Source organism: Pseudomonas sp. Os17, from assembly GCF_001547895.1.
Lineage (GTDB): Bacteria > Pseudomonadota > Gammaproteobacteria > Pseudomonadales > Pseudomonadaceae > Aquipseudomonas.
The window spans coordinates 3,306,609-3,328,022 of record NZ_AP014627.1 but is presented as its reverse complement, the minus strand read 5'-3'; the positions used below and the strand labels follow the sequence as shown (position 1 = coordinate 3,328,022).

Annotated in this window: 2 protein-coding genes (1 of these 2 cut by a window edge); both read right to left on the bottom strand. The window is 68.4% G+C overall.

What is annotated here, in order from left to right:
• On the bottom strand, window positions 1-6,508 hold the 5' portion of the coding sequence (locus tag POS17_RS14690) for an SDR family NAD(P)-dependent oxidoreductase (RefSeq protein ID WP_060839240.1). 5,573 nt of this gene lie to the left of the window's left edge; the window shows 6,508 of its 12,081 coding nt (coding positions 1-6,508); its start codon is at window positions 6,506-6,508; its stop codon lies beyond the left edge, outside the window.
• Entirely contained in the window at window positions 6,505-21,414 is a 14,910-nt protein-coding gene (locus POS17_RS14685) for an SDR family NAD(P)-dependent oxidoreductase (protein ID WP_173655898.1), read from the bottom strand. Before POS17_RS14685 ends, POS17_RS14690 begins: the two co-directional genes overlap by 4 nt.

Below are 21,414 nucleotides of genomic sequence, written 5' to 3'. Positions count from 1 at the left end.
AGGTGCCCTGGCCCTTGACCCGATGGTCGGCAAACCAGCTCTCGTCGCCCTGCCAGCGGCTGCTGAAACGCTGCTGATGCAAGTCCGAGGTGTTGCGTTCGAGCAGCGGGTGCAACCAGGCCGCCGCCGGGCCCTGGCTGGCTTGCGGCGCCGCGGCCAGGTCGGTGACCCAGTAACGCTCCTCGGCAAAGGGATAACCCGGCAGGCTGAGGCGACGCATTGGACGCTCCACGGGGTAGAAGCGCCGCCATTCGATGTTCAACCCCCGGGCCCAGAGTTCGAGCAATTTGGGGTACTTGCGCTGCTCGATCCAGGCCGCCAGTACGGTGGCCATGTCCTCGTCCTGGCGAAACAGTGCCAGCGCCGGGTTGTCGCCCTCGCACGTACCGCGATAGAGCGCCTCGCCGCTGGTCGCGAACGCCTCGAGCTGGCGTTGCAGATCCCCCGGGGAGTCGCTCAGCAGCGCCAGCCGCTCCTGCATCGCCTCGCGGCCCACTTGCAGCGTGTAGGCCAGCTCATCGAGGTAGCGCTGGGCCTCCGGGCCGTGGGCGAGCGGCGCCGCAGCAAGGTGCCCGGCCAGGCGCCGGGCAGACTCTTGCAGTTGCTCCGGGGTCCTGGCCGACAGCAGGAACGCCCTGGCGCCCGGGGTCACGGGCGTCTGCGGCGCCTGGGGCGCGCGGTATTCCTCCAGCAGCACATGGGCATTGGCCCCGCCAAAGCCGAACGAGCTGACCCCGGCCCGGCGCGGCAACTCATTGCCCTGAGGGTCCTTGATGGCGGCCCATGGCCCCGTGTGCTGGACCACATAGAACGGACTGTCGGCAAGTTCGATATAGGGATTGAGCTGCTCGCAATGCAGGCTCTTGAACAGGGTCTGGTGCTTGAGTTGCAGCAGCACCTTGACCACCCCGGCAATCCCCGCGGCCAGTTCCAGATGGCCCATGTTCGACTTCACCGAACCGACGCCGCAGTACCCCTGCCCCGGTGCCGCGCCGCCCAGCTCCTGGCTGAGTTCGGCGAAGGCCATTTTCAGGCCGTTGATTTCAATCGGGTCGCCCAACGCCGTACCGGTGCCATGGGCTTCGATGTAGCCAACGCTGCGCGGGTCGACCCCGGCCTTGCGGTAGGCCGCCTTCAACAGCTCGGCCTGGGCCCGGGGGTTGGGCGCGGTCAGCGAGTTGGCCTTGCCGCCGTGGTTTTCCGCGGTGCTGCGCACCAGCGCGTAGATATGGTCGCCGTCGGCCTCGGCCTGGGCACGTTTCTTCAGCACGATCATGGCGACGCCTTCGCCCCGGGCGTAGCCGTTGGCCTGGGCCGAAAAGGTCTTGCTGCGCCCGTCCAGGGCCAGCATCCCGGCCTTGCTGAAGCTGATCTGCGCCTCGGGCGCGATCAGGGTGTTGACCCCGCCCACGACCGCCATGGCGCAATCACCGCTGCGCATCGCCTGAACCGCACGGTGGATCGCCACCAGTGACGACGAACAGGCGGTTTCCACCGGTTCGCTGGGGCCGTGGAAGTCCAGCAGGAAACTCATGCGATTGGGGCCGACCGAAGGCACCATCGCCGTGGCGCTGTAGCCTTCCACCGGTACTCCGGCCTTGGCGATCAGGCTGCTGTAGCCGGTCACCCCAGTGCCGACGAAAATCCCCGTGTCGCTGCCCGCCAGCTCAGAGGGGGCGTAGCCGGCGTCTTCGATGGCCAGCCAGACGTAAGTCATCAGCAGGCGCTGCTGCGGGTCCATCAACTGCGCTTCCCGTGGCGAGATGGCGAAGAACAGCGGGTCGAAGTGATCGACGCCGTGGATGAACCCGCCCCACTTGACGTTGGTCTTGTCCACTTCGCGGTGCGGGTCGCCGTAGTACTCACGCCAGTCCCAGCGGTTGGCGGGAATCTCGCTGATGCAGTCGCGCCCGTCCTTGAGGTTGTGGAAAAACTGCTGGATGTCCTCGGCCATCGGAAAACGGCCGCTGATGCCGATCACCGCGATTTCGTCGTCCTCCAGGGTGGCGGGCGCTGTCGGCCGCGCCAGGGTGGCGTCGGGTTGCGGACGCGGGGCCGCCCGAGCCGATTGCGGCCGGGGCGGCGTGGTCGGCGTGGCGGTCGGCACAGCAAACCTGGCGGCCAGCGCCGCCGAGTGCTCGCGCTGCAGATAGGCCGCGAAACGCCCCAGCGTTGCGTGTTCAAAGAAGATCGTCGGCGCCAGGCTGAGCCGCCATTGCTGTTTCAGGGTGTTGGCCAGGGTGGTCAGGCTGATGGAGTCGAAACCGTACTGGCTGAACTCCACATCCGCACGGATATCGCCGGCAGGGATTTTCATCTGCGCCGACATCAGCTCGGTCAGTGCCCGCAACAGGGTGTCAGTCAAGGGCGCCGCCGGCGAGGCAGCGGCCACCGGCGCCAGCGAGGCCCGGGGAGCACCGGTCACCAGGGCGCTAATCGGCTCAGGCTGCCCGTGCATCACCAGCACCTGGGGCAATGCCAGCGCCACACACTGGCGCAAGGCATGAATCCCGGCGTTGCTGGGCATCGCCTGCAGGCCGGCGCTGTCAGCCATGTGCTGCGCGGTGGCGGCATCGACCTGCATGCCGCCGTCTTTCCACAGCGGCCAGTTGATCGCCAGGCTCAGGCCACGGCGCAGTCCCCGGGCGGTGAGCTGCTGGCGGTAAGCGGCGTAGCGGTCGATGAACCCGTTGGCGGCCGCGTAGTCCGCCTGGCCGACATTGCCGACCACGCCGGTGCCCGAGGAAAAGCCGATCCAGAAATCCAGTGCCAGGCCGGCGGTGGCGCGGTCGAGGTTGCAGGTCCCGGCCACCTTGGCGGCCATCACCTGCCGGAGTTCGTCGTCCTGCTTGTTGATCAGCAGGCTGTCGCGGATCACCCCGGCGCTGTGCAAGACGCCGTCAAGGCTCCGGTATTCGGCGACGATGGCGTCGATCAGGCGTTGGACCGCCGGTGCGTCGCTGACATCCAGTTGCCGGTACTCGATCCGGTTGCGCCCCGGATCCAGCCCGGCCAGGCTGTGCGCCGCCAGGGGCGAACGGCCGGTGAGGATCAAGGTGGCACCGCTGACACTGGCCGCGATGGCTTGGGCGAACAGCCGGCCGAGGCCGCCCAGGCCGCCGGTGATCAGGTACACCCCACGGTCCTTCCACGGCGCATCGATCGCCAGATCCACCGGCGGACAAGGCTGCCAGTGCTGCACCTGACGCCGGCCGTCCCGGTAGCGAATCCCCACCTCGGCGGCCGCGGCATTCTCCGTCAGGCGTTGCACCAGCGCCTGCTGGTCATCCAGTTCGAGCACCTGGCCCGTCACTTCCGGCAGCTCCAACTGCAGGCTGCGCAACATGGCCGCCAGGCCACCGACCAGCCGGTCACCGGCCGGGTCGTGCACCGCCAGCTGGAGCAAACGCCGGCCGCTGCCCGCCAGCAATGGACGGATGTGCTGCAACAGCAGCAGGGCCAGCTGTTGATAGTCCGCAGCGCAATCGGCCTCGACAGGCTCCAGTACCGTGCAACGGCACCTGGGGTCCTGGGCGGTCAGTTGCTGCTGCGCCTTGGCGGCGATCTGCGGGTCAAAGCCACTGAGCAGGATCAGGCGCTGGCCCACGTCCACTGGCGCCCCCGCCGGTGCCGCCTGCTCCAGCCAGCGGGGCTGGAACAACAGGGTCTGCGGCGGCTCCGACGCGTTGTCGGCCGGGGCATCCACGGGGTTGAGCACCCGCGAGGTGAAGCCCTGCATCACCACGCAGGGGGTGCCGTGCTGATCCAGCAGCTCGATGTTCAAACGCTGCAAGCCGCTGTCGGCCTGCTGGTCGGCGCGGCGCTCGGCATAGCTCACCCGCGCCCACATTCGTTCGCTGCAGTGCTCCAGGACCTGCAAGCCTTCCAGGGCAAACGGCAGGGTTGGCCGGGCCAGGGACGGCAAATGCTGGCGCTCGTCTTCGCTGAGCACCACCTCGGCGCCCAGGCTCAGGGCGATGGCGGCCTGCAGCGCCGAATCCATCAGCGCGGGGTGCAACACGTAGTCCGCCAGGCTGTCGCGCTGGCAGTCGGGCACTTGCAGTTGCGCCAGCACCTCGCCGTGGCCCAGGGCCACCGATTGCAGGCCCTGGTAGGCCGGACCGTGCTCAAAGGTCATCGCCCGATAGGCGTCGTAGCACTGCCGGGCGCTGAGCTGGCCGCCGTTCATGCGTGCCTTGAGCGCCGCCAGATCGACCTGCGGCGGCTGCGGCGACGGGGCCAGACCGACCAGCCCCTGGCTGTGCAGCAAGGGCTCGCCGGTGGCCTGCGCGGAGAGCGGGTCCAGCTCGCGGCTGGAGATTTCAAAACGCAGTTGCGCGTCCTCGTCCCGGATCAGCTCGATATTCACCTGCCGGGGCCGGGCGCCGATGATCAAGGGCCGCAGCCACACCACCTGGGTGAAGGATGCAGAGTGCCCTCCCGTGGCCAACGCCACTGCCGCCCGGGCCATTTCCAGGTGGGCGACACCGGGGAAAATCCGTTGCCCGCCCACCACGTGCTGCTTGAGGAAAAACTCCTCGCCATCAAACACGCTGCTAAAGCGCTGGCAGCGGGAATCGGAAGTGTCGCGCCCGAGAAAGGGATGCAGGGGCCGGGGGGCGGCCGCACTTGCGCTGCTGGCCGCGCCGCCTGCCGCGCCCCGTTGCGCCGGGGCGATCCAGAAGTTCTGCCGGGCAAACGGATAGACCGGCACATGCACTCGGCGGGCGTCGCCGGGGTGCTGACGATGCAACCCGGCCCAGTCGAGCGTGCCGCCCGCCGCCCAGGCCACGGCCAGCGATTGCAGGCTGTCCTGGTCGACGCTGGCCGGCAGCGCGATCTGCGCGCCGGGCCCCGCCTCCGCCTGCCCGGCCCAGCAATGCCGGGAACTGCGGCCGTCCAGCCAATCATTCAGCAAGTGGCGCAGCTGGTCCTTGTCGGCACACAGGAATATCAGCCGCTGGGCCTGGGCCATTCGCCCGGTTTGCAGGGTGTAGGCCAGGTCCTTCAGGCGCAGCGCCGGGTCCAGCAAGGCCTGGCGCACCCGCCGGGCATAGCGCTTGAGGCTCTCGGCGGTGCGGGCCGACAGGGGCACCAGGCAGGGTTGCGCGGCGTCGTCGAGCGCTGTCGCGACCGGGTCGGGGGCTTGGCGGATGACCATGTGCACATTGGTGCCGCTGTGGCCAAAGGAGTTCAGCGCGGCCATCTTCGGCGCGCTGGCGAGCCACGCCCGGGGCTCGCGATGGATATGGAACGCCGAGCCGGCCAGTTCGATCCGCGGGTTGAGCTGCTCGAAATTCAGCAGCCCCGGCAACTGCCCGTGCTTCATCGACAGCAGGATCTTGATCAGGCTGACCACCCCGGCCGCCGCCGACGCATGGCCGATGTGCGCCTTGGCGCTGCCCAGGGCGCAAAAGCCGGTGTCGCCGGTGAACTGGCGGAACGCCCGGACCAGGGCGTTGACTTCCACCGGATCGCCCAGTGGCGTGCCGGTGCCATGGGCCTCGACATAGCTGATCTGCCGCGGGTCGATGGCGAAACGGCGGTACAGCTCGCTGATCAAGCGTTCCTGGGCCTGGCCGCTGGGGGCGGTGATGCCGTTGCTGGCACCGTCCTGGTTCATCCCCGAGGCGCAGATCACCCCGTGGATCGGATCGCCGTCGGCCAGGGCCCGGGACAGGCGCTTGAGGGTCAGCATGCCCACCGCTTCGGACAGCACAATGCCGTCACTGCGCTGATCGAAGGTATGGCAGCGGCCGCTGGGCGAGAGCATGTCCATTTGCGCCAGGCTGATCAGCCCGGGCTCGCCCAGGGTGGCGAACACCCCACCGGCCAGCGCCAGGTCGGCCTCCTGGTTGCGCAGGCTTTCACAGGCCAGGTGAATGGCCGTGGCCGAGGAGGAACAGCCGGTGTTGACCACCAGCGCCGGCCCCTTGAAGTCCAGGAAATAGGAGAGCCGCGAGGCAATGAGCGCGTCGGACGCGCCAATGAAGGTTTCGTGGAAATAGCCGCTCGGCTCCGCCCCGACAAAGATTCCCACCGCCTGGTCGCGAAAGCTTTTCGGGTTGTAGCCGGCATCTTCCAGGGCTTTCCAGCTTTCCTGCAGGATCAGCCGCTGGTGGGGGTTCATCGACTCCGCATCCCGGGGCGAAATATTGAAGAACAGCGGATCGAAATCGTCGCGCTGCTCCAGGATGCCGCCCCACTTGCAGTAGGTCTTGCCGGGCTGGCGCTCGGCCGAATAGCTGCGTTGCAGGTCCAGATAGCGCTCGCCCAGCTCGACCACGCCGTCGGCTCCGGTGCTCAGGTTGTGCCAGAAGCGCTCGACATTCTCGGCACCGGGAAATTGCCCCGACATGCCGATCACGGCAATGTCCTCGTGGGCCGGCGCGGTGGCGCTGGCCTGGGTCCGTGCCTTGAGCTGCTGCAGCAGCTGCCGAGCCTCGTCGGCGCTGATCTGGCCCTGTTGCAGCCGGGCAATGATGGATTGAAATGCTTGGCTGCTCATGAGTGTCCTTTCCTGGCTGTGGCCTGTGCGGCGCCGTGGCTGGCCGCGGTGCTGTGGTTGACGAGGGTCAGCAATTCTTCGATTGCCAGTTCGCCGCTGAGAAACGCGGCCTCCAGTTGCTGCCCGGATGGCACGGGCATGGCGGCCACCGGGGGCGCTGCACCTGCGCCCAGGCGTGCGCACTGCGCCGGGTATTGCTCCAGCAGATAGCCCACCAGGCTCTCCAGCGATGGATAGTCGAACAGCAAGGCGGTGTTGAGCGACGTCTCCAGCGCCTCGCCAATGTGGCTGACAAAGCTCACCCCGAGGATGGAATCGATGCCGTAGTCGGCAAAGGGCTGATCGGCCTGGATCCGTCCGGGCTCCAGCTGCAGTGTCTTGGCCAGGCCATCGAGCACCAGGGCGTTGAGGGCGTTGAGCACCTCGCGCCCCTCGCCGCCAGCAACAACGGGCACCGGGCGCGGGGCCTGGGGCATGGCCTGCGGCGCTTCGGCCGCAGCCGGCAGCGTCAGGCCTGCGGAGCCATCGCGCTGGGCCACGACAATCTGCTGGCCCAGGCCGTGGGCGCATTGCGCCGGAAAGGTCACGCCGTGGAAGCCGCTCTCGCCCAGCACCCGGGCCCAGCTCTGCGGATACAGGGCCGGGGTGCCGGGGATGCGCAGCTCGGGGTCTTCATACAGCCACCAGCCCTTGAGCAGACCGAATGTCAGGTGGGCGAACAGCGACCTGTCGCTGATTTCATTGAGCAGCAGCACCCCGCCGCTGCGCAGCAATGCCGCGGCATGGGCCAGGGTGCGCCGAATGCTGCTGGTGGCGTGCAGCACGTTGGCGGCAATCACGATGTCGTAGCTGCCCGGCTCCAGCCCCTGGGCCTGGGGCGACTGTTCGACGTTCCACAGCTGATAGCGCAGGAACGGATGGGCCGGGCCATAGGTTTTCCTGGCGTACATCAGGAACGCCTGGGAGATGTCGGTGTAGCAGTATTCGGCGATCCGCTCACGCCAGGGGTGCAGGGCCGGCAGCACGATGGAACTGGTGCCACCGGTGCCGGCGCCGATTTCCAGGATGCGGATCGGCCGCTGCGGCTCGCGGCCAGACAAGGCCGCCAGGTGTTGCTGCACCACGCCGGCCAGCACCTGGTTGAAGTAGTCGGACAAGGCGTTGTGGCGATAGACGCCCTCGACCTTGTCCATCGAACCGTTGGGGAACATCACATCGGTGGCCTGGGTCCGCCCGCCGAGTATCGCCGGCAGCTGTTGCAGGCAGGCGTCGACCAGTTCCACCTGGGCCCGGCGTTGCGGCTCGGCGAGCAACCGATCCCTGAGCTCGCACCAGCATTGCTCCAGTGGCTCCAGGTCCGGCGTCTCGCTCACCGCCACCTGGGTGCCCTGGCGTTGCACCAGCCCCTGCTCGTGCAGGAGGTCCAGGCTGGTGGTCCACCAGCGACCATAGGCCTCGCCGATACCGGCCTGACGGCGCAGCGCCTGGCTGTCGGCAAACTGCCCGGGCTGGCTGAACAGGCCCATGCGCTGCAGTTGCACCAGGGTCATGGCCGCCAGGGCGCGGTCGAACGGCAACGGGTCGTGGGCCGCCAGCAGGGGCGCTGCCGCCTCGCGGTAGGCGGCACAACCGTCGTCGTCAGTGGCCGGCTCGCCGCTGCGGCCAAGGACCACGGGCCGGGGTTGCAGTTGCATCAGTTGCTGGACGGGCGCCGAGGCGGCCATGCACAGCACCTGATCGAGCTGGCCGTGGCGCAGGGCCTCGACAAAGCGCGCAAAGCACTCGAAGCCTTCGCGGTCCTCCAGCGCCCCGGCGTGGCGGCTCATGGGCTGCGCAGTCGGGTCCAGCGCCTGTTGCTCGGTCAGCGACGACAGCCAGAACCCCCAGTTGATCGCCCCTACCGGGAATGCCGCCTGCTGTCGCAGGCTGCGCACCAGGGTGTCGCCGAAGGTGATCCCGGCGGCATAGGCCCCCAACCGTGCCGCGCCGGAGAAGGCAAAGCTCTGCCCGGACGAGAAGTAGCAGAGGAAATCCAGCGGCTCCCGGGCCAGGGCCCGGTAGAACTCGATGCCGCCGCGGCTTTTCACCTGCAGGATGGCGTCGAACTGCGCTTCGGGAATGCGGCTGATGGGGTCTTCATGGTTGAACACCACGGCGGAATAGATCGCCCCGCTGATCGCCCCATGCTGCTGCTTGATCTCGGCCACCGCCCGTTGCAGCGACGCCGGATCGTTGGCGTCGGCCTGCAGGTAGTGCAACTGCCCCGCCCCGCCCTGGCCCTGCGGCAGGCAGCGGGCAAGCCGCTGCTGCACCTTGGGATCGGCGGCGTCACTGCGTCCGAGCCAGATGACCCGGGCCTGATAGTCGGCCAGCAAATAGCGGCTGATGATGCTGCCCACCGTGCCGCCGCCCCCGAGAATCACATAGACACCGCCCTGCTTGAGCGCCGCAGTGACAAAGCGGCCGTCGGCCAGCGGCGGCTGGGGCTGCCAGTTCAACGGGAAAATGCGCTGGCGATAGCGCACGCCGTCACGCAGGCCCAGCACCTCGCCCCGGGCCAGCCCGCCCTCCTCCTGCAACTGTTGCAGCAGGCGCGGACGACGGCGGTTGTCGGCCAGTTCAGCGCTGGCGACGTCCAGGTTGCGCACCCGGAAGCGGTGTTCGCCCTGGGCAAGCGCATAGGCCATGCCCGTCAGGCCGCCGCCCATGGCATTCACCGTTTCACCGCTGATGTCGAAGTTGTCCTGGCTGACGATGTAACTGTCGATGGCCTGGCATGTGCTGTGCGCCTTGAGCCACTTGATCAGGCGCAGCAGCAGGCGTTCATGGGTGATCGGGCTGTCGAGCTGGGCCTGCCAGTGATCGGCTGCGGCGTGATCGCCGAAGAAATACAGGCAGTCGATGGCCGTGCAGGCGCCCAGGCATTGCTCCAGCGCCTGTTCGTCAGAGGCGTCCAGTGACCAGTGATCCGGCGCCAGACGGAGCGTTTGCGTGCCCGGTTCCAGGCGGATCACCCGGCCTGCGCCGGTGACAAAACCGGCACTGAGCAGGTAGTGCGCGGTGAGCGCCTCGGCCACCGGGCGCAGCGCCGCGGCGCCGACGATCAGCACGCAGCGGTGCTCGCTGCCTGCAAGGGACGCGGCCGGGGTCTCGCCCGCCTGCCCTTCGGCCTGCCAGCGAGCTACATAGCTCAGGCGGTCACTGGCGCTGGTGCCCGGCGCCGGGGCGTGCTCAGGCGCAACCACCGCTGTCGCTGCCGGCGGGGCCAGCGGCAACCAGAACCGTTCCCGGGCAAAGGGGTAGACCGGCACGCTGATCCGGTACGGCAGCGCCCCGCTGCGCCGGGCCAGGAGCTGCGACCAGTCGATGACCTCGCCTGTGACCCAGGCCTGCAGCAGCGCCTGCAGTTCGCCATTGCGGGCCCACTGCTCGTGCTCTGCCGCGCGCTCGGCATCGGCCCGGGCGGCCGGGCGCTTGCCCTGCAGGTCGCCGCTGTACAGGCCGGGCTGCGAGGCGTCGGGGGCGTCGATGAAGCCGCGCAACCGGCTGGCCAGCGCAGCGGGGGAATCAACGATCAGGCCGAGTCGCGCCGTCATCATTTCCCGGCCGTGCTGCAGGGTGTACGCCAGGTTCGCCAGATCGGCGCCCGACAGCGCCGGCCGCGCCTGCACATAGGCCAGCAGCGCCCGGGCATAGTCGACCAGGCGCGCCATGTCCCGGGCCGACAGCAGAATCACTTCGGCATCGCCGGCATCCGGCGGCTCGCGGTATTCGTCGTGTTCCTGGAGCAGCACGTGGGCGTTGGCGCCGCCGGCACCAAAGGACGACACCCCGGCAATACGCGGCCCGGCGCCTGGCGGGCACCAGTCGCCCAGGGTCTGTTGCAGGTAGAACGGCGTGGCCTCCAGCCGCAGATTGGGGTTGAGGGCGGCGGCATGCAGGCTGGGCACCAACTGCTTGTGCTTGAGCTGCAGCACGACCTTGCTGACCCCGGCGATGCCGGCGGCACCTTCCAGGTGGCCGATATTGGCTTTGACCGAACCCAGTGCACAGTGGCCCAGGGCCACGCCGTCCTGGGCGAACGCCTGGGTCAGGCCGCTGACTTCAATGGGGTCCCCCAACTCGGTGCCGGTGCCATGGGCCTCGATGTAGCTGATCTGGCTGGCATCGAGCCCGGCCTGGTCGATGGCCAGGCGAATCACCCTGGCCTGGGCCTGGGGATTGGGCACGGTATAGCCGTTGGTCTTGCCGCCATGGTTGACCGCCACGGCGCGGATCAGCGCATGGATGTTGTCGCGGTCGGCCAGGGCCTGGGACAAGGGCTTGAGCAGCACCGAGCCGACCCCCTCGCCCGGCACGAAGCCGTTGCCGCCTTCACCGAAGCTGCGGCAGCGGCCGTCCTTGGAGAGCATCTGCCCGGCGCTCAATTCCACGTAGTTGGACGGATGCAGGTACAGGTTGACCCCACCGGCGAAGGCCATCCGGCACTCGCCCCGGCGCAGGCTTTCGCAGGCCCGGTGCAGCGCGGTCAGGGACGACGAACACATGGTGTCCACCGGTTCGCTGGGCCCGTTGAGGTCCAGCACGTAGGAAACCCGGTTGGCCGTGGAACTGAACGAGGTGCGCGGAAAGACCTGTTGGCCCTGCTCACGCAAGGCCGGCCCATAGAGGCCGTAGCCGGTCTTGGTGATCCCGGCAAACACCCCGACCTGGCCCTGATACTGTCGAGCCAGATCGGCCTTGGTGATCCCGGCGTCCTCCAGGCACTGCCAGCAGGACTGCAGGAACAGCCGCTCCTGAGGGTCCATGTTGACCGCCTCACGGGGCGAGATATTGAAAAACAGCGGATCGAAATCGGCAAAACCGTCGATGAAACCGCCCCATTTGCTGTAGCTGCGTGCCTGCTTCAGCGCCTCGGCGACCGAGTCCACGTAGAAACCTTCGAGCGGCCAGCGCTGGGGCGGGATCTCGGTGATGCTGTCGCGGCCTTCCTTGAGGTTGTGCCAGTACTGGTCGAGATCGGCCGCCTGCGGATAGCGCCCACTGATCCCGATAATGGCGATGGGCTCGGCGGCGGCCAGCGGCGCCGCTGCAGCGGCTGGAGCGGCTGGGGCGGCTGGGGCTGGCGGCTGGGCAGGCGCCGGGGCCGACACGGCTTTGGGCTCCTGGCCGAGCCCGCTCCACACCAGGCAGGCGCGGTGATGCTCGGCCACCAGGTAGGTGCTCAGCGCTTCCAGGCTGTGGTACTCGAAAAACAGCGTTTTCGACAACAGGCGCTCTGCCGGACGCAGCGCCGGCATGCCGGCGAACACCTCCTCCAGCGCCCGGTTGAGGCGGATGATCATGATCGAGTCGATGCCGTACTGCTCCAGCGGCGCGTCGCTCTCGACCCGCTCCGGCGGCAGTTTGGTGACGGCACAGAACTGCGCCTTGAGTCGTTGCACAATCGCCGCTTTGAGCTGCCCACGGTCGACTGCCTGCTCCGGCACATCCGGTGCGGCCGCGGCCGCCAGCGCCTCGGTGGCGCCAAAGTGGCTGCGAATCTGCGCCAGATCGCCTTCGATCACCAACAGCCGTGACAGGCCGGCCCTCAGCCCCTGTTGCAACGCCTGCAGGCCATGTACCGACTGCATCGGCACCATGCCGGTCTGGCGGCGGATATGGGCCTGGTCGGCGGCACTGACCTGCATGCCGCCGTCGCGCCAGAGCGGGTAGTTCAGCGACAGGGTCTGGCCAAAGCGCAGGCCCTGTTCGACGCGCTGGTTGCGCAGCTCGGCAAACTGATCGAGGAAACCGTTGGCCGCGGCGTAATCGGCCTGGCCAATGCTGCCCAGTACCGCCGAGCAGGAGGAAAACAGCACGAAGAAGTCCAGATACAGGTGACGGCAGGCGCGGTCCAGCAGGTCGGTGCCCAGCACCTTGGCGGCGAACACCTCGACCATGTCCTGCGGGGTCTTGAGGGCCAGCAACCGGTCGCGGTTGACGCCGGCGCCGTGGAACACGCCGTTGAGGCCACCGTGGGCCGTGCAGATGCCGGCGATCAGCTGTTCCAGCGCTTCGGCGTCGGTCAGGTCGAGCGGGTGATAGGCCACGCGGGCACCGGCGTCACGGATCGCCTGCAACTGCGCCTGCTGGCGCGCATCCAGCAGCGAGCGCCCCACCAGGATCAAGGTCGCCTCCCGGCATTGCTCGGCAATCGCCCGGGCCACGATCAGCCCCAGCCCCCCGGCGCCACCGGTGATCAGGTAGACCCCGCGGTCTTTGTACAGCGGGCGGGCGCCGGCATCGCCGGCGGCGACATCGTCCGCCAGTTCCTGCCATTGCAGCTCCTGGTGTTCCCCGAGCAGGCCGATGCGCTGCAATACCGAGCTGGCGCGCGAGTGGCGGGCCGCAAGGAGCGCCGGCAGCAACGCCAGTTGCGCGGCGGACAACCCTTGGCCGGGCTCGGCCCTGACCAGCAGGCAACGGGCACTGAGCGCCGGTTGTTCCAGGCACGCCGTCTTCAGCAGGCCGTCGAGGCCGGCGTAGAGCCGATCCTGCGGTGTCTGTTCGGCGATCATCAGTTCCACGTGGACCCGGCCCTTGAGGGCCTGCACCCGCAGCATCAGCGCCAGTGCCAGCGCCTGGTAGCAGGCCGCCGGGCCACTCCCGGCGCCGGCCAGCACTTCGCCGCTGATGCCGGCGGCAGCGCTCAAGGCTTGCAACTGCGCCACTTGCGCCGGGTTGAAGCCGACCCACAACAGCAACGACTGGCCCACGTCAGCCTCGGCATCGACGCAGGTGCCGAGCGGTTCCTGCCAGACCGGGCGGGCCAGGAACAGCCCACTGGCGGGCAGCTGCAGCGGTGCTGCTGCGGGCGCATCAGTCTGCAACAGCGCATGGGGCGTCTGCTCGACCCAATAGCGCTCCTTGGCAAACGAGTAGGCCGGCAGATGAATACGCCGGGCCGAACCGGCCGGCCACAGCGCTGCCCAGTCGATAGCGGCACCGTCCACCCATTGCCTGGCCCACTGCCCGCTGGCGTCGGTGACCTGCGTCGGCGCCTGGCCGTTGGCCAGACGCTGCAGTTCGCTGCGCAACTGCCCCAGGTCGCTGACCACCAGCGCCGCCCTCACCCGCATCGGCTCCCTGGCGGTCTGCAGGGTAAAGGCAATATGGCTCAGCGGGGCGTCGCCGCGCTCCAGCCACTGGGCCAGGGCCCGGGCGTTGTCGCGCAGGCTCTCGGCGGTCTTGGCCGACAGGGGAATAACCCGGCTGACGGCGTCCGGCGCCGTGCTCGCCTGGGTGATCGGCGGATTCGAGTATTGGCCGATCACCAGGTGCGCATTGGTACCGCTGTGGCCAAAGGAATTGAGCGCGGCGAGCAGGCGCGCGCCGCCCGGGGCCTGCCAGGCTTGGGCCTGACGGTTGATGTAGAACGGCGAATGTTCGAGATCGATCAGCGGGTTGATCTGCTGGAACCCCGGCATGGCCGGCAAGGTGCCGTGGCGGATCGACAGCAGCACCTTGATCAGGCCGATGACCCCGGCCGCTGCGGCCGCGTGGCCGAGGTTGGCCTTGGCGCTGCCCAGCGCGCAGTAGCCCTGGGCGTCGGTCGAGCCGCGGAACGCGCGGATCAGAGCGTTGGCTTCGACCGGGTCCCCCAGCCGGGTGCCGGTGCCATGGGCCTCGACATAGCTGATCTGCGCGGGGTCGATGCCGAACCTGTGCCAGGTGTCGCGCAACAATTGCTCTTGCGCCTCGCCATTGGGCGCGGTGATGCCGTTGCTGACCCCGTCCTGGTTGATCCCCGAAGCCTCGATCAGCGCGTAGATCGGGTCGCCGTCGGCCTCGGCGTCTTCCAGGCGCTTGAGTACCACCATGGCCACCCCTTCGGAAATCACCGTGCCGTCGGCCGCCGCGTCGAAGGCATGGCATTGGCCGCTGGGGCTGAGCATGTCGATGGCGCACAGGCTGATCAGCCCGCGCTGATCCAGCAGCGCATAGACCCCGCCCGCCAGGGCCATGCGGCTTTCACCGTGGCGCAGGCTTTCACAGGCCTGGTGGATGGCTACCGCGGACGACGAGCAACCGGTGTTGATCACCATCGCCGGGCCTTTGAGGTCGAGAAAGTAGGACAGCCGCGAGGCGACGATGGCCTCGGAGCTGCCGGTGAAGGAGTCGTGGTGATAACCGCCCGGCTCGGCGCCGACGTACAGGCTGACCGCCTGCCCGGCCAGTGCCATGGGGTTGTACCCGGCATCCTCCAGGGCCTTCCAGCTTTCCTGCAGCACCAGGCGCTGATGCGGGGTCATCGACTCCGCTTCGTGGGGGGTGAGGTTGAAGAACAGCGGATCGAAGCAGTCGCGATCCTCGAGTATGCCGGCGCGGTTGCAATAGCTTGTGCCCGGCCGTCTGTCGGCGCTGTAGGCATCGGCCCGCAGGTAGTCCGGCCCCAGTGCCTGCACGCTGTTCTTCCCGGCCAGCAGGTTGTCCCAGAGTTGCTCGACGTTTTCGGCGCCGGGGAACTGCCCAGCCATGCCGATCACCGCAATCGGCCCGCCACCCGGCGGCGCCAGTGGGCTTGGGGTGTCGCCGCCGGCCAGTGCCGCGGCCATCACCGGGTTGTCCAGCGTCGCGCTCATCGCGGCCTGGGGCGGGCTCGCAACGCTCGCCAGTGCCTGGGCAATCTGCGGGCCATGGGCCTGTTGCAGGTAGCGGTGGAGCTTGCTCACGGTGGCCTGCTCGAACAGGATCGCGCTGTTGAGCTTGATCCCCAGCCGGTTGCCCAGTTGCTTGACGAAGCCGACGCCGAGAATCGAGTCCACGCCGTAATCGGAAAACGGCGTGCGTACCCCGATGCCCTGGGCATCGGCCTTGAGGGTCTTGGCCAGGGCCTCGATGATCACCTGCTGCAGTCGGTCTGCAACGTCTTCGGGGGCTGGGGTGCCGCTGGCAGGATGCTCGTTCACTCTGGACTCCTTGTCGGGTGCCGGCGCGGCGGGCCGGGGCGGCGCAAAAGCGGGCAGCGCCAGGGCGTCGCCGTGGGCGGTGATGATCTGTTGCCCCAGGGCGACTGACGCCGGGACATGCAGTTGGACCTGCTCGAAGCCGCTGCTCCACAGCAGCTCGAGCCAGGTCGGCTCGGCAATCAGCGGCGAACCGGGGATGCGCAGCGCCGGGTCCTCATACAGCCACCAGCCATCGAGCAGGCCGAAGGTGACTGTGGCCGCGCAGGTCTTGCGATTCAGTTCGTTCAACGCCAGCAAGCCGCCGCTGCGCAACAGCGCGCGGACATGGGCCAGGGTGCTGCGCATGTTGGCGGTGGCGTGCAGCACGTTGGTGGCGACCACGATGTCATAGCCCTGGCCGCTGTCCGGGGGCTGGCTGATGTCCAGCAGCTGCGTGGTGAAGTAAGGCCGGCCGGCCGCGAAGCTGGCTTCGCCGTGCTGCAGGAAGGCCCGGGAGAGGTCGCTGTAGCAGTATTCGCCAAGGTGCGCGGCCCAGGGTTCCAGGGCGGCCAGCAATGGCGCCGTGGTGCCGCCGGTGCCAGCGCCGATTTCCAGCAGGCGCAGCGGGCGGTCGGGCTCGGCCGCCACCCACTGTTGAACCTGTGCGCTGACCTGGGCGGCCAGTTGCCGGTTGAAAAAGTCCGACAGGCTGTTGTGCCGGTAAATGCCCTCGACCTTTTCCATGGAACCGTCCGGAAACAGCAGGTCGGTGGCCTGGACCTGCCCGGTCAGGATTTCCGGCAGTTGCAGCAGGCAAGCGTCGATCAGGGTCACTTGCGCCCGGCGCTCGGGGTCGGCGCAATACTGCTCGCGCTGGGTTTGCCAGGCCGCGAGGATCGCTCCATGGCGCGTGCGGGCAATGGTGGTTGCCACGGCAAAGTCTTCACCCTGCCGGCGCAGATAGCCGTGCTCCACCAGAATCGCCAGGCATTCCAGCCACCAGCGCCCAAAGCGCTCGCTGATACCGGCCTGCTGGCGCCAGTGTTCGGCGCTTTGCGCCTGGGGGGTCATGAAGATCCCCAGGGTCTGCAACTGGACCATCAGCAGCACGGCAATGGACTGGTCGAGTCGCTGCGGATCGAACAACTGCTGCAAGCGCTGGTGCTCGGCGGGGTCCAGCTCGATCCCCGGCAGCGCCGCGGGCGGCAAGGGCTGCGGCTGCAACTGCAAGGGCTGGCCCTCGGGCACGGCCATCAGTTGGCGCACGGCCGGCGAGGCCTGGAGGCACAGCAAGCGGCGCAGCGAACCGCTGGCCAGTTGCGCGACAAACCGGCTGAAACAGGCAAAGCCCTGTTCATCGTCGAGGGCATCCAGGTGCTCGCTGACGGCCTGGGCCTGCAGCGAAGCGCGCCAGAACCCCCAGTTGATCACCCCGACCGGAAAGCGTGCCGCCGGGCCTATGGCCTCGGCAAAGGCATCGGCGAAGGTGATGCCGCAGGCATAGGCCGACAGCTTGGCCGCGCCGGAAAAGGCAAAGCCCTGTCCGGAGGAGAAATAGCAGAGGAAATCCAGCGGCTGCTCGGCCAGCGCCTGATAGAAGTTCAGGCTGCCACGGCTCTTGATGTCGAGAATCTGCTGAAACTGCGCCTCGCTGGTGTGCTGGATGCTGTTATCGAAATCAAAGACCATGGCCGAGAACACCGCGCCATTGATCCGCCCGTAGCGCTGATTGACCTGGGCCACGGCCTGCTGCAGTTGCGCCAGATCGGTGCCGTCCACCTGCAGGTAGTCGACCCGGCCGCGCAGGTGCCCGGCGTTCAGGCTCTGCTGCAGTTGCGGGTGGTCGGCAGGCTTGCGCCCCAGCCAGATCACCCGGGCCTGATAGTGCTCGATCAACTGGCGGCTGAGCACCTGCCCGATCACCCCGCTACCGCCGAGAATCAGGTAGACCCCCTGCTGTTGCAGCGCCGAGCGGCTGTTGCGAGGGTCCGCCAGTTGCAGCGGGCGTAGTTGCTGAACAAAGCGCCCGCCGCGGCTGAGCTTGACCGGCTCGCCGCGCTGCGAGGCCGGCTCGGCGAGGATCTGCGCCAGCAGGCGTTGTCGGCTTTCGGCGCTCTGCAGTTCGTCGAGGTTGAGGTCCAACGTGCGCAGGTGCACCCGATGCTCGCTCTGGGCCATCGCATACCCCAGGCCGGTCATGCCCGCCCCCAGCGGGTTGCCCCGTTGCGGCGCGCCGGCAAAGGCGTAGCGGCCGAAGGACAACAGGAAACAGTCCAGGCCGCGGGCGTCGCTCGCTTGCGCGGACAATGCCTTGAACAGCCGCAGCAGCGGCAACTCGTGGTGCTGCAGGCTGTCGGCCAGCGCCGAGGGCGCCAGTTCACCGGCCGTTGGCGCGCTGATCACCATCAGCTGCGCCAGCGTGCCCAGCGCCGGCAGAATCGACGAGAAGCCTGACGGATCGGCATCGCCACAGTGCCAGTGGCCCGCCGCCAACAGCCGGGTCGGCCCCGGGCCGCAGTCGATCCGCAGCACCTGGCCAAGCTCCTGAGGATGCTCGGCCAAGGCTGCCAGCAGGCCCTCGGTCGCCTCGGCGGATTCGCCCAGGGTCACCAGCACCCGCGCTCCTGCCCCCGGCGGTGGAGCCGGTTCATCGGCGGTCTGCGCCTGCCAGCCCGGCAGGTAGCAGCACTGGCTCAAGTCCTGCGCGGCGGGCACCTCGACCACGGCCGCATGGGGGGCTGGCGGATGGGCCAGGCCCGGCATCCAGTAGCTGTTCCTGGCAAAGGGATACCCCGGCAGGCTGATCCGCTGCGGCCGCCGATACGTGCCGTGCCCATAGAGCTGCTGCCAGTCGACGACTGCGCCCTGCACCCAGGCTTGCGCCAGTTCGCTCAGTTGCCGTTGCTCCAGCCACTGGTCGATCGGCAGCGAGTCGGCGCTCTCCAGGGCCGGGTCATAGGGGTCGCTATGGCCCTGAAACAGCGTCTGCGACTCTTCGCCAGCCAGCCAGCGCGCCAGCGACTCCTGCAACTGCGGCAGGGATTCAACCAGCAGCGCCAGCCGCTCGGCCATGGCGTCGCGCCCGGTCTGCAGGGTCCACGCCAGGTCGGCCATGGCGGTCCTGGCCGCCTCCTCGCCGGCCAGGAACCCCTGCAAGCGCAGCACCGACTCACCCAGGCGTTGCCGGTCGCGGGCCGAGAGCAGGATCAGCCAGGGGCCGAGCATGGCCACTCGCGGGTCGAGGCTGGGGCAATGCTCCTCGACGATCAGCGACGCATTGGCGCCACCGGCGCCAAAGGAGGACACCGCGGCCATGCGCGGCGCGCCCTCCACGACCCAGGGTGCCAGTTGCTGCTGTACGCGAAACGGCGTGCCCTGGAAATCGATCTTCGGATTGGGCTGCGCCGCGTGCAGCGACGGTACCAGCTGGCGGTGCTGCAGTTGCAGCAGCACCTTGCTCAAGCCCGCGATGCCGGCGGCACTTTCGCAGTGACCGATATTGCTCTTGATCGAGCCGATGGCGCAGTGGGCCGCACCGCCATGGGCAAAGACCCGGCTCAGGCCGCTGATCTCGATGGGATCGCCCAACGCGGTGCCGGTGCCGTGGGCCTCGATGTAGCTGATCTGCCGCGGCTCGACGGCGGCCCGGGCCAGGGCTTTTTCCAGGACCCGCTGCTGGGCGCCGGCGCTGGGCACGGTGTAGCCGTTGGTCTTGCCACCGGCGTTGATCGCGCTGCCGCGAATCACCCCATAGATCCGGTCGCCATCGGCCAGGGCCTGGGCCAGCGGCTTGAGCAGCACCGCGCCAACCCCTTCGGCGTCGACAAAGCCGTCGGCCTCGTCAGCAAAGGCGCGGCAGTGTTCGCCGGGCGACAGCATCATCATTTCGCACAGGCTCAGGTAGTGCCGGGGGTTGATGATCAGGTTGATGCCGCCGGCAATCGCCAGCCGGCAGCTGCCACTGTTGAGGCTCTCCACCGCCAGGTGGATGGCCGTCAGCGATGACGAACAGGCGCTGTCGACCGCCAGGCTCGGGCCTTGCAGATCCAGCTGGTAAGACACCCGATTGGCAATCGACCAGTAGTTGCTGAGGGGGTTGTAGCTGCCGTTCATGACCCCGACAAACACCCCGACCTCGCCCTGTTGGTGCAGGGTCGCCGGGTTGTAGCCGGCGTCTTCGACACTGTGATAGGCCACTTGCAGGAACAGCCGCTCCTGCGGGTCCATCCGTTCGGCCTCGGTGCGCGAAAGGTTGAAAAACGCCGGATCGAACTGGTCGATGCCCTCGATAAAACCGCCCCAGCGCGTATAGAGGTGCCCGGGCAGCCCCTTCTCCTCGGCAAAATAGCGCCGCCAGTCCCAGCGCTCGCTGGGGATCTGCGCCACCGCGCACTGGCCGCCCGCCAGGTTGCGCCACAGCTCGCCCATCGACTGCGCGCCCGGATAACGGCCGTCGAGGCCGATGATGGCGATGCGAGTGTCCGCGCCCGGCTCCGCTGCCTGCGCGGGCTGCCCAGGGGCGTCGGGGCTGACGCCGGTCTGCGGGCCTTGCGCCTCGAGCTGGCCCAACAGCCGCTCAAGCTCCGCCCCGCGGTGCTGGATAAAATGCTCGGTCAGCGCCGCCAGGGTCGGCACTTCAAAGAACACCGCGCTGTCCACCGCGGCGAAATGCTCGCTGAAGGCGTGGGTCAGCCGCACCACCAGGATCGAGTCCAGGCCATAGTCTTCCAGCGGCCGGGTCAGGCTCATCCTGGCGGCGGGAATCTTCAGCGTGGTGCTGACCAGCTGGCGCAGGAAATCCGTGACCCGTTGTCGCCAGCCGTCCGCGGTGGTGCTCCGGGTCGGGCCCGCCAGCGGCGGCTGCGCAGAGTCGCGGAGCGCCTCGGCTGCCGCGCTGGGCGGCCGGCTCTCGGGCAGGGGCTGACGCACGATGCCGTCGCTCTCGGCCAGGATGATCTGCTGGCCCTGGGCATGGGCCTGCCGGGCAGGAAACAGCACCGGACCAAATCCCTCCTGCTCCAGCACCGCCTGCCACGCCGCCGGCGACAGACCGGGGCACCCCGGCAGGCGCAGGGCGCCATCGCGATGCAGCCACCAACCTTCGAGCAAGCCGAAGCTCAGGTGGGTGAACAGCGAGGCCTGGCTGATTTCATTGAGCATCAGCAAACCGCCCTTGCGCAGCACGGCCTTGGCGTTGCGCAGGGTTTGGCGGATCTGCGGGGTGGCGTGCAGCACATTGGTCGCCAGCACCAGGTGATAGTGATCGGCGTCGATCCCCTGCTCGGCGCAAGGCCGCGAGACATCGAACAGCCGGGTGTGGAAAAACGGGTGATGGGCGGCGAACTGCTCGACGCCGTGTTGCAGGAAGGCCTGTGACAGATCGGTGTAGCAGTATTCGCCCAGCTGCGAGCGCCAGGGCTCCAGCGCCGCCAGCAGGCCTGCCGTGGTGCCGCCGGTGCCCGCGCCGATCTCCAGGATGCGCAGCGGTTCGGCGTCTGCCGGGCGGCTTTCGAGGTGGGCCAACACCGCCTCGATCAATACCTGATTGAAATAGTCGGAAATGCGATTGTGCTTGTAGATCCCTTCCACCAGGCTCATCGAGCCACCAGGAAACAGCACGCCAGGGGCGCTCAGCTCACCGCGCAGCACCCCCGGCAAGCCCTTGAGGCAGGCGTCGAGCAACCCTGCCCGGGCCGCCAGATCGGGGTCCTGGCGCCATTCGGGCAAGCGCGCGTGCCACTGTTGCCACAGCGCCTCGGCGTCAGCGCCGTCGACACCGGCCACATAGCGCAGGCTCTCGGCAAGCCATAGTTCCAGGTACCCCGGGGCGACCTGGCCGTGCCAGGCCGCCAGGGCTTGCAGGTCCTCGACGCGCCGTAGCTCGAGCCCCTGAAGCTGGCTCGCCAGCAGGCGACGGGCCAGTGCATCGAGTTCGCCCCAGGCGCTGGCGTTGGTCTGATGTGCGGCTGTTTGCAT

Bases quoted from the DNA above. Each gene is read 5' to 3' on its own strand.
- POS17_RS14685 (WP_173655898.1), bottom strand. From the start codon at position 21,414: ATGCAAACAGCCGCACATCAGACCAACGCCAGCGCCTGGGGCGAACTC.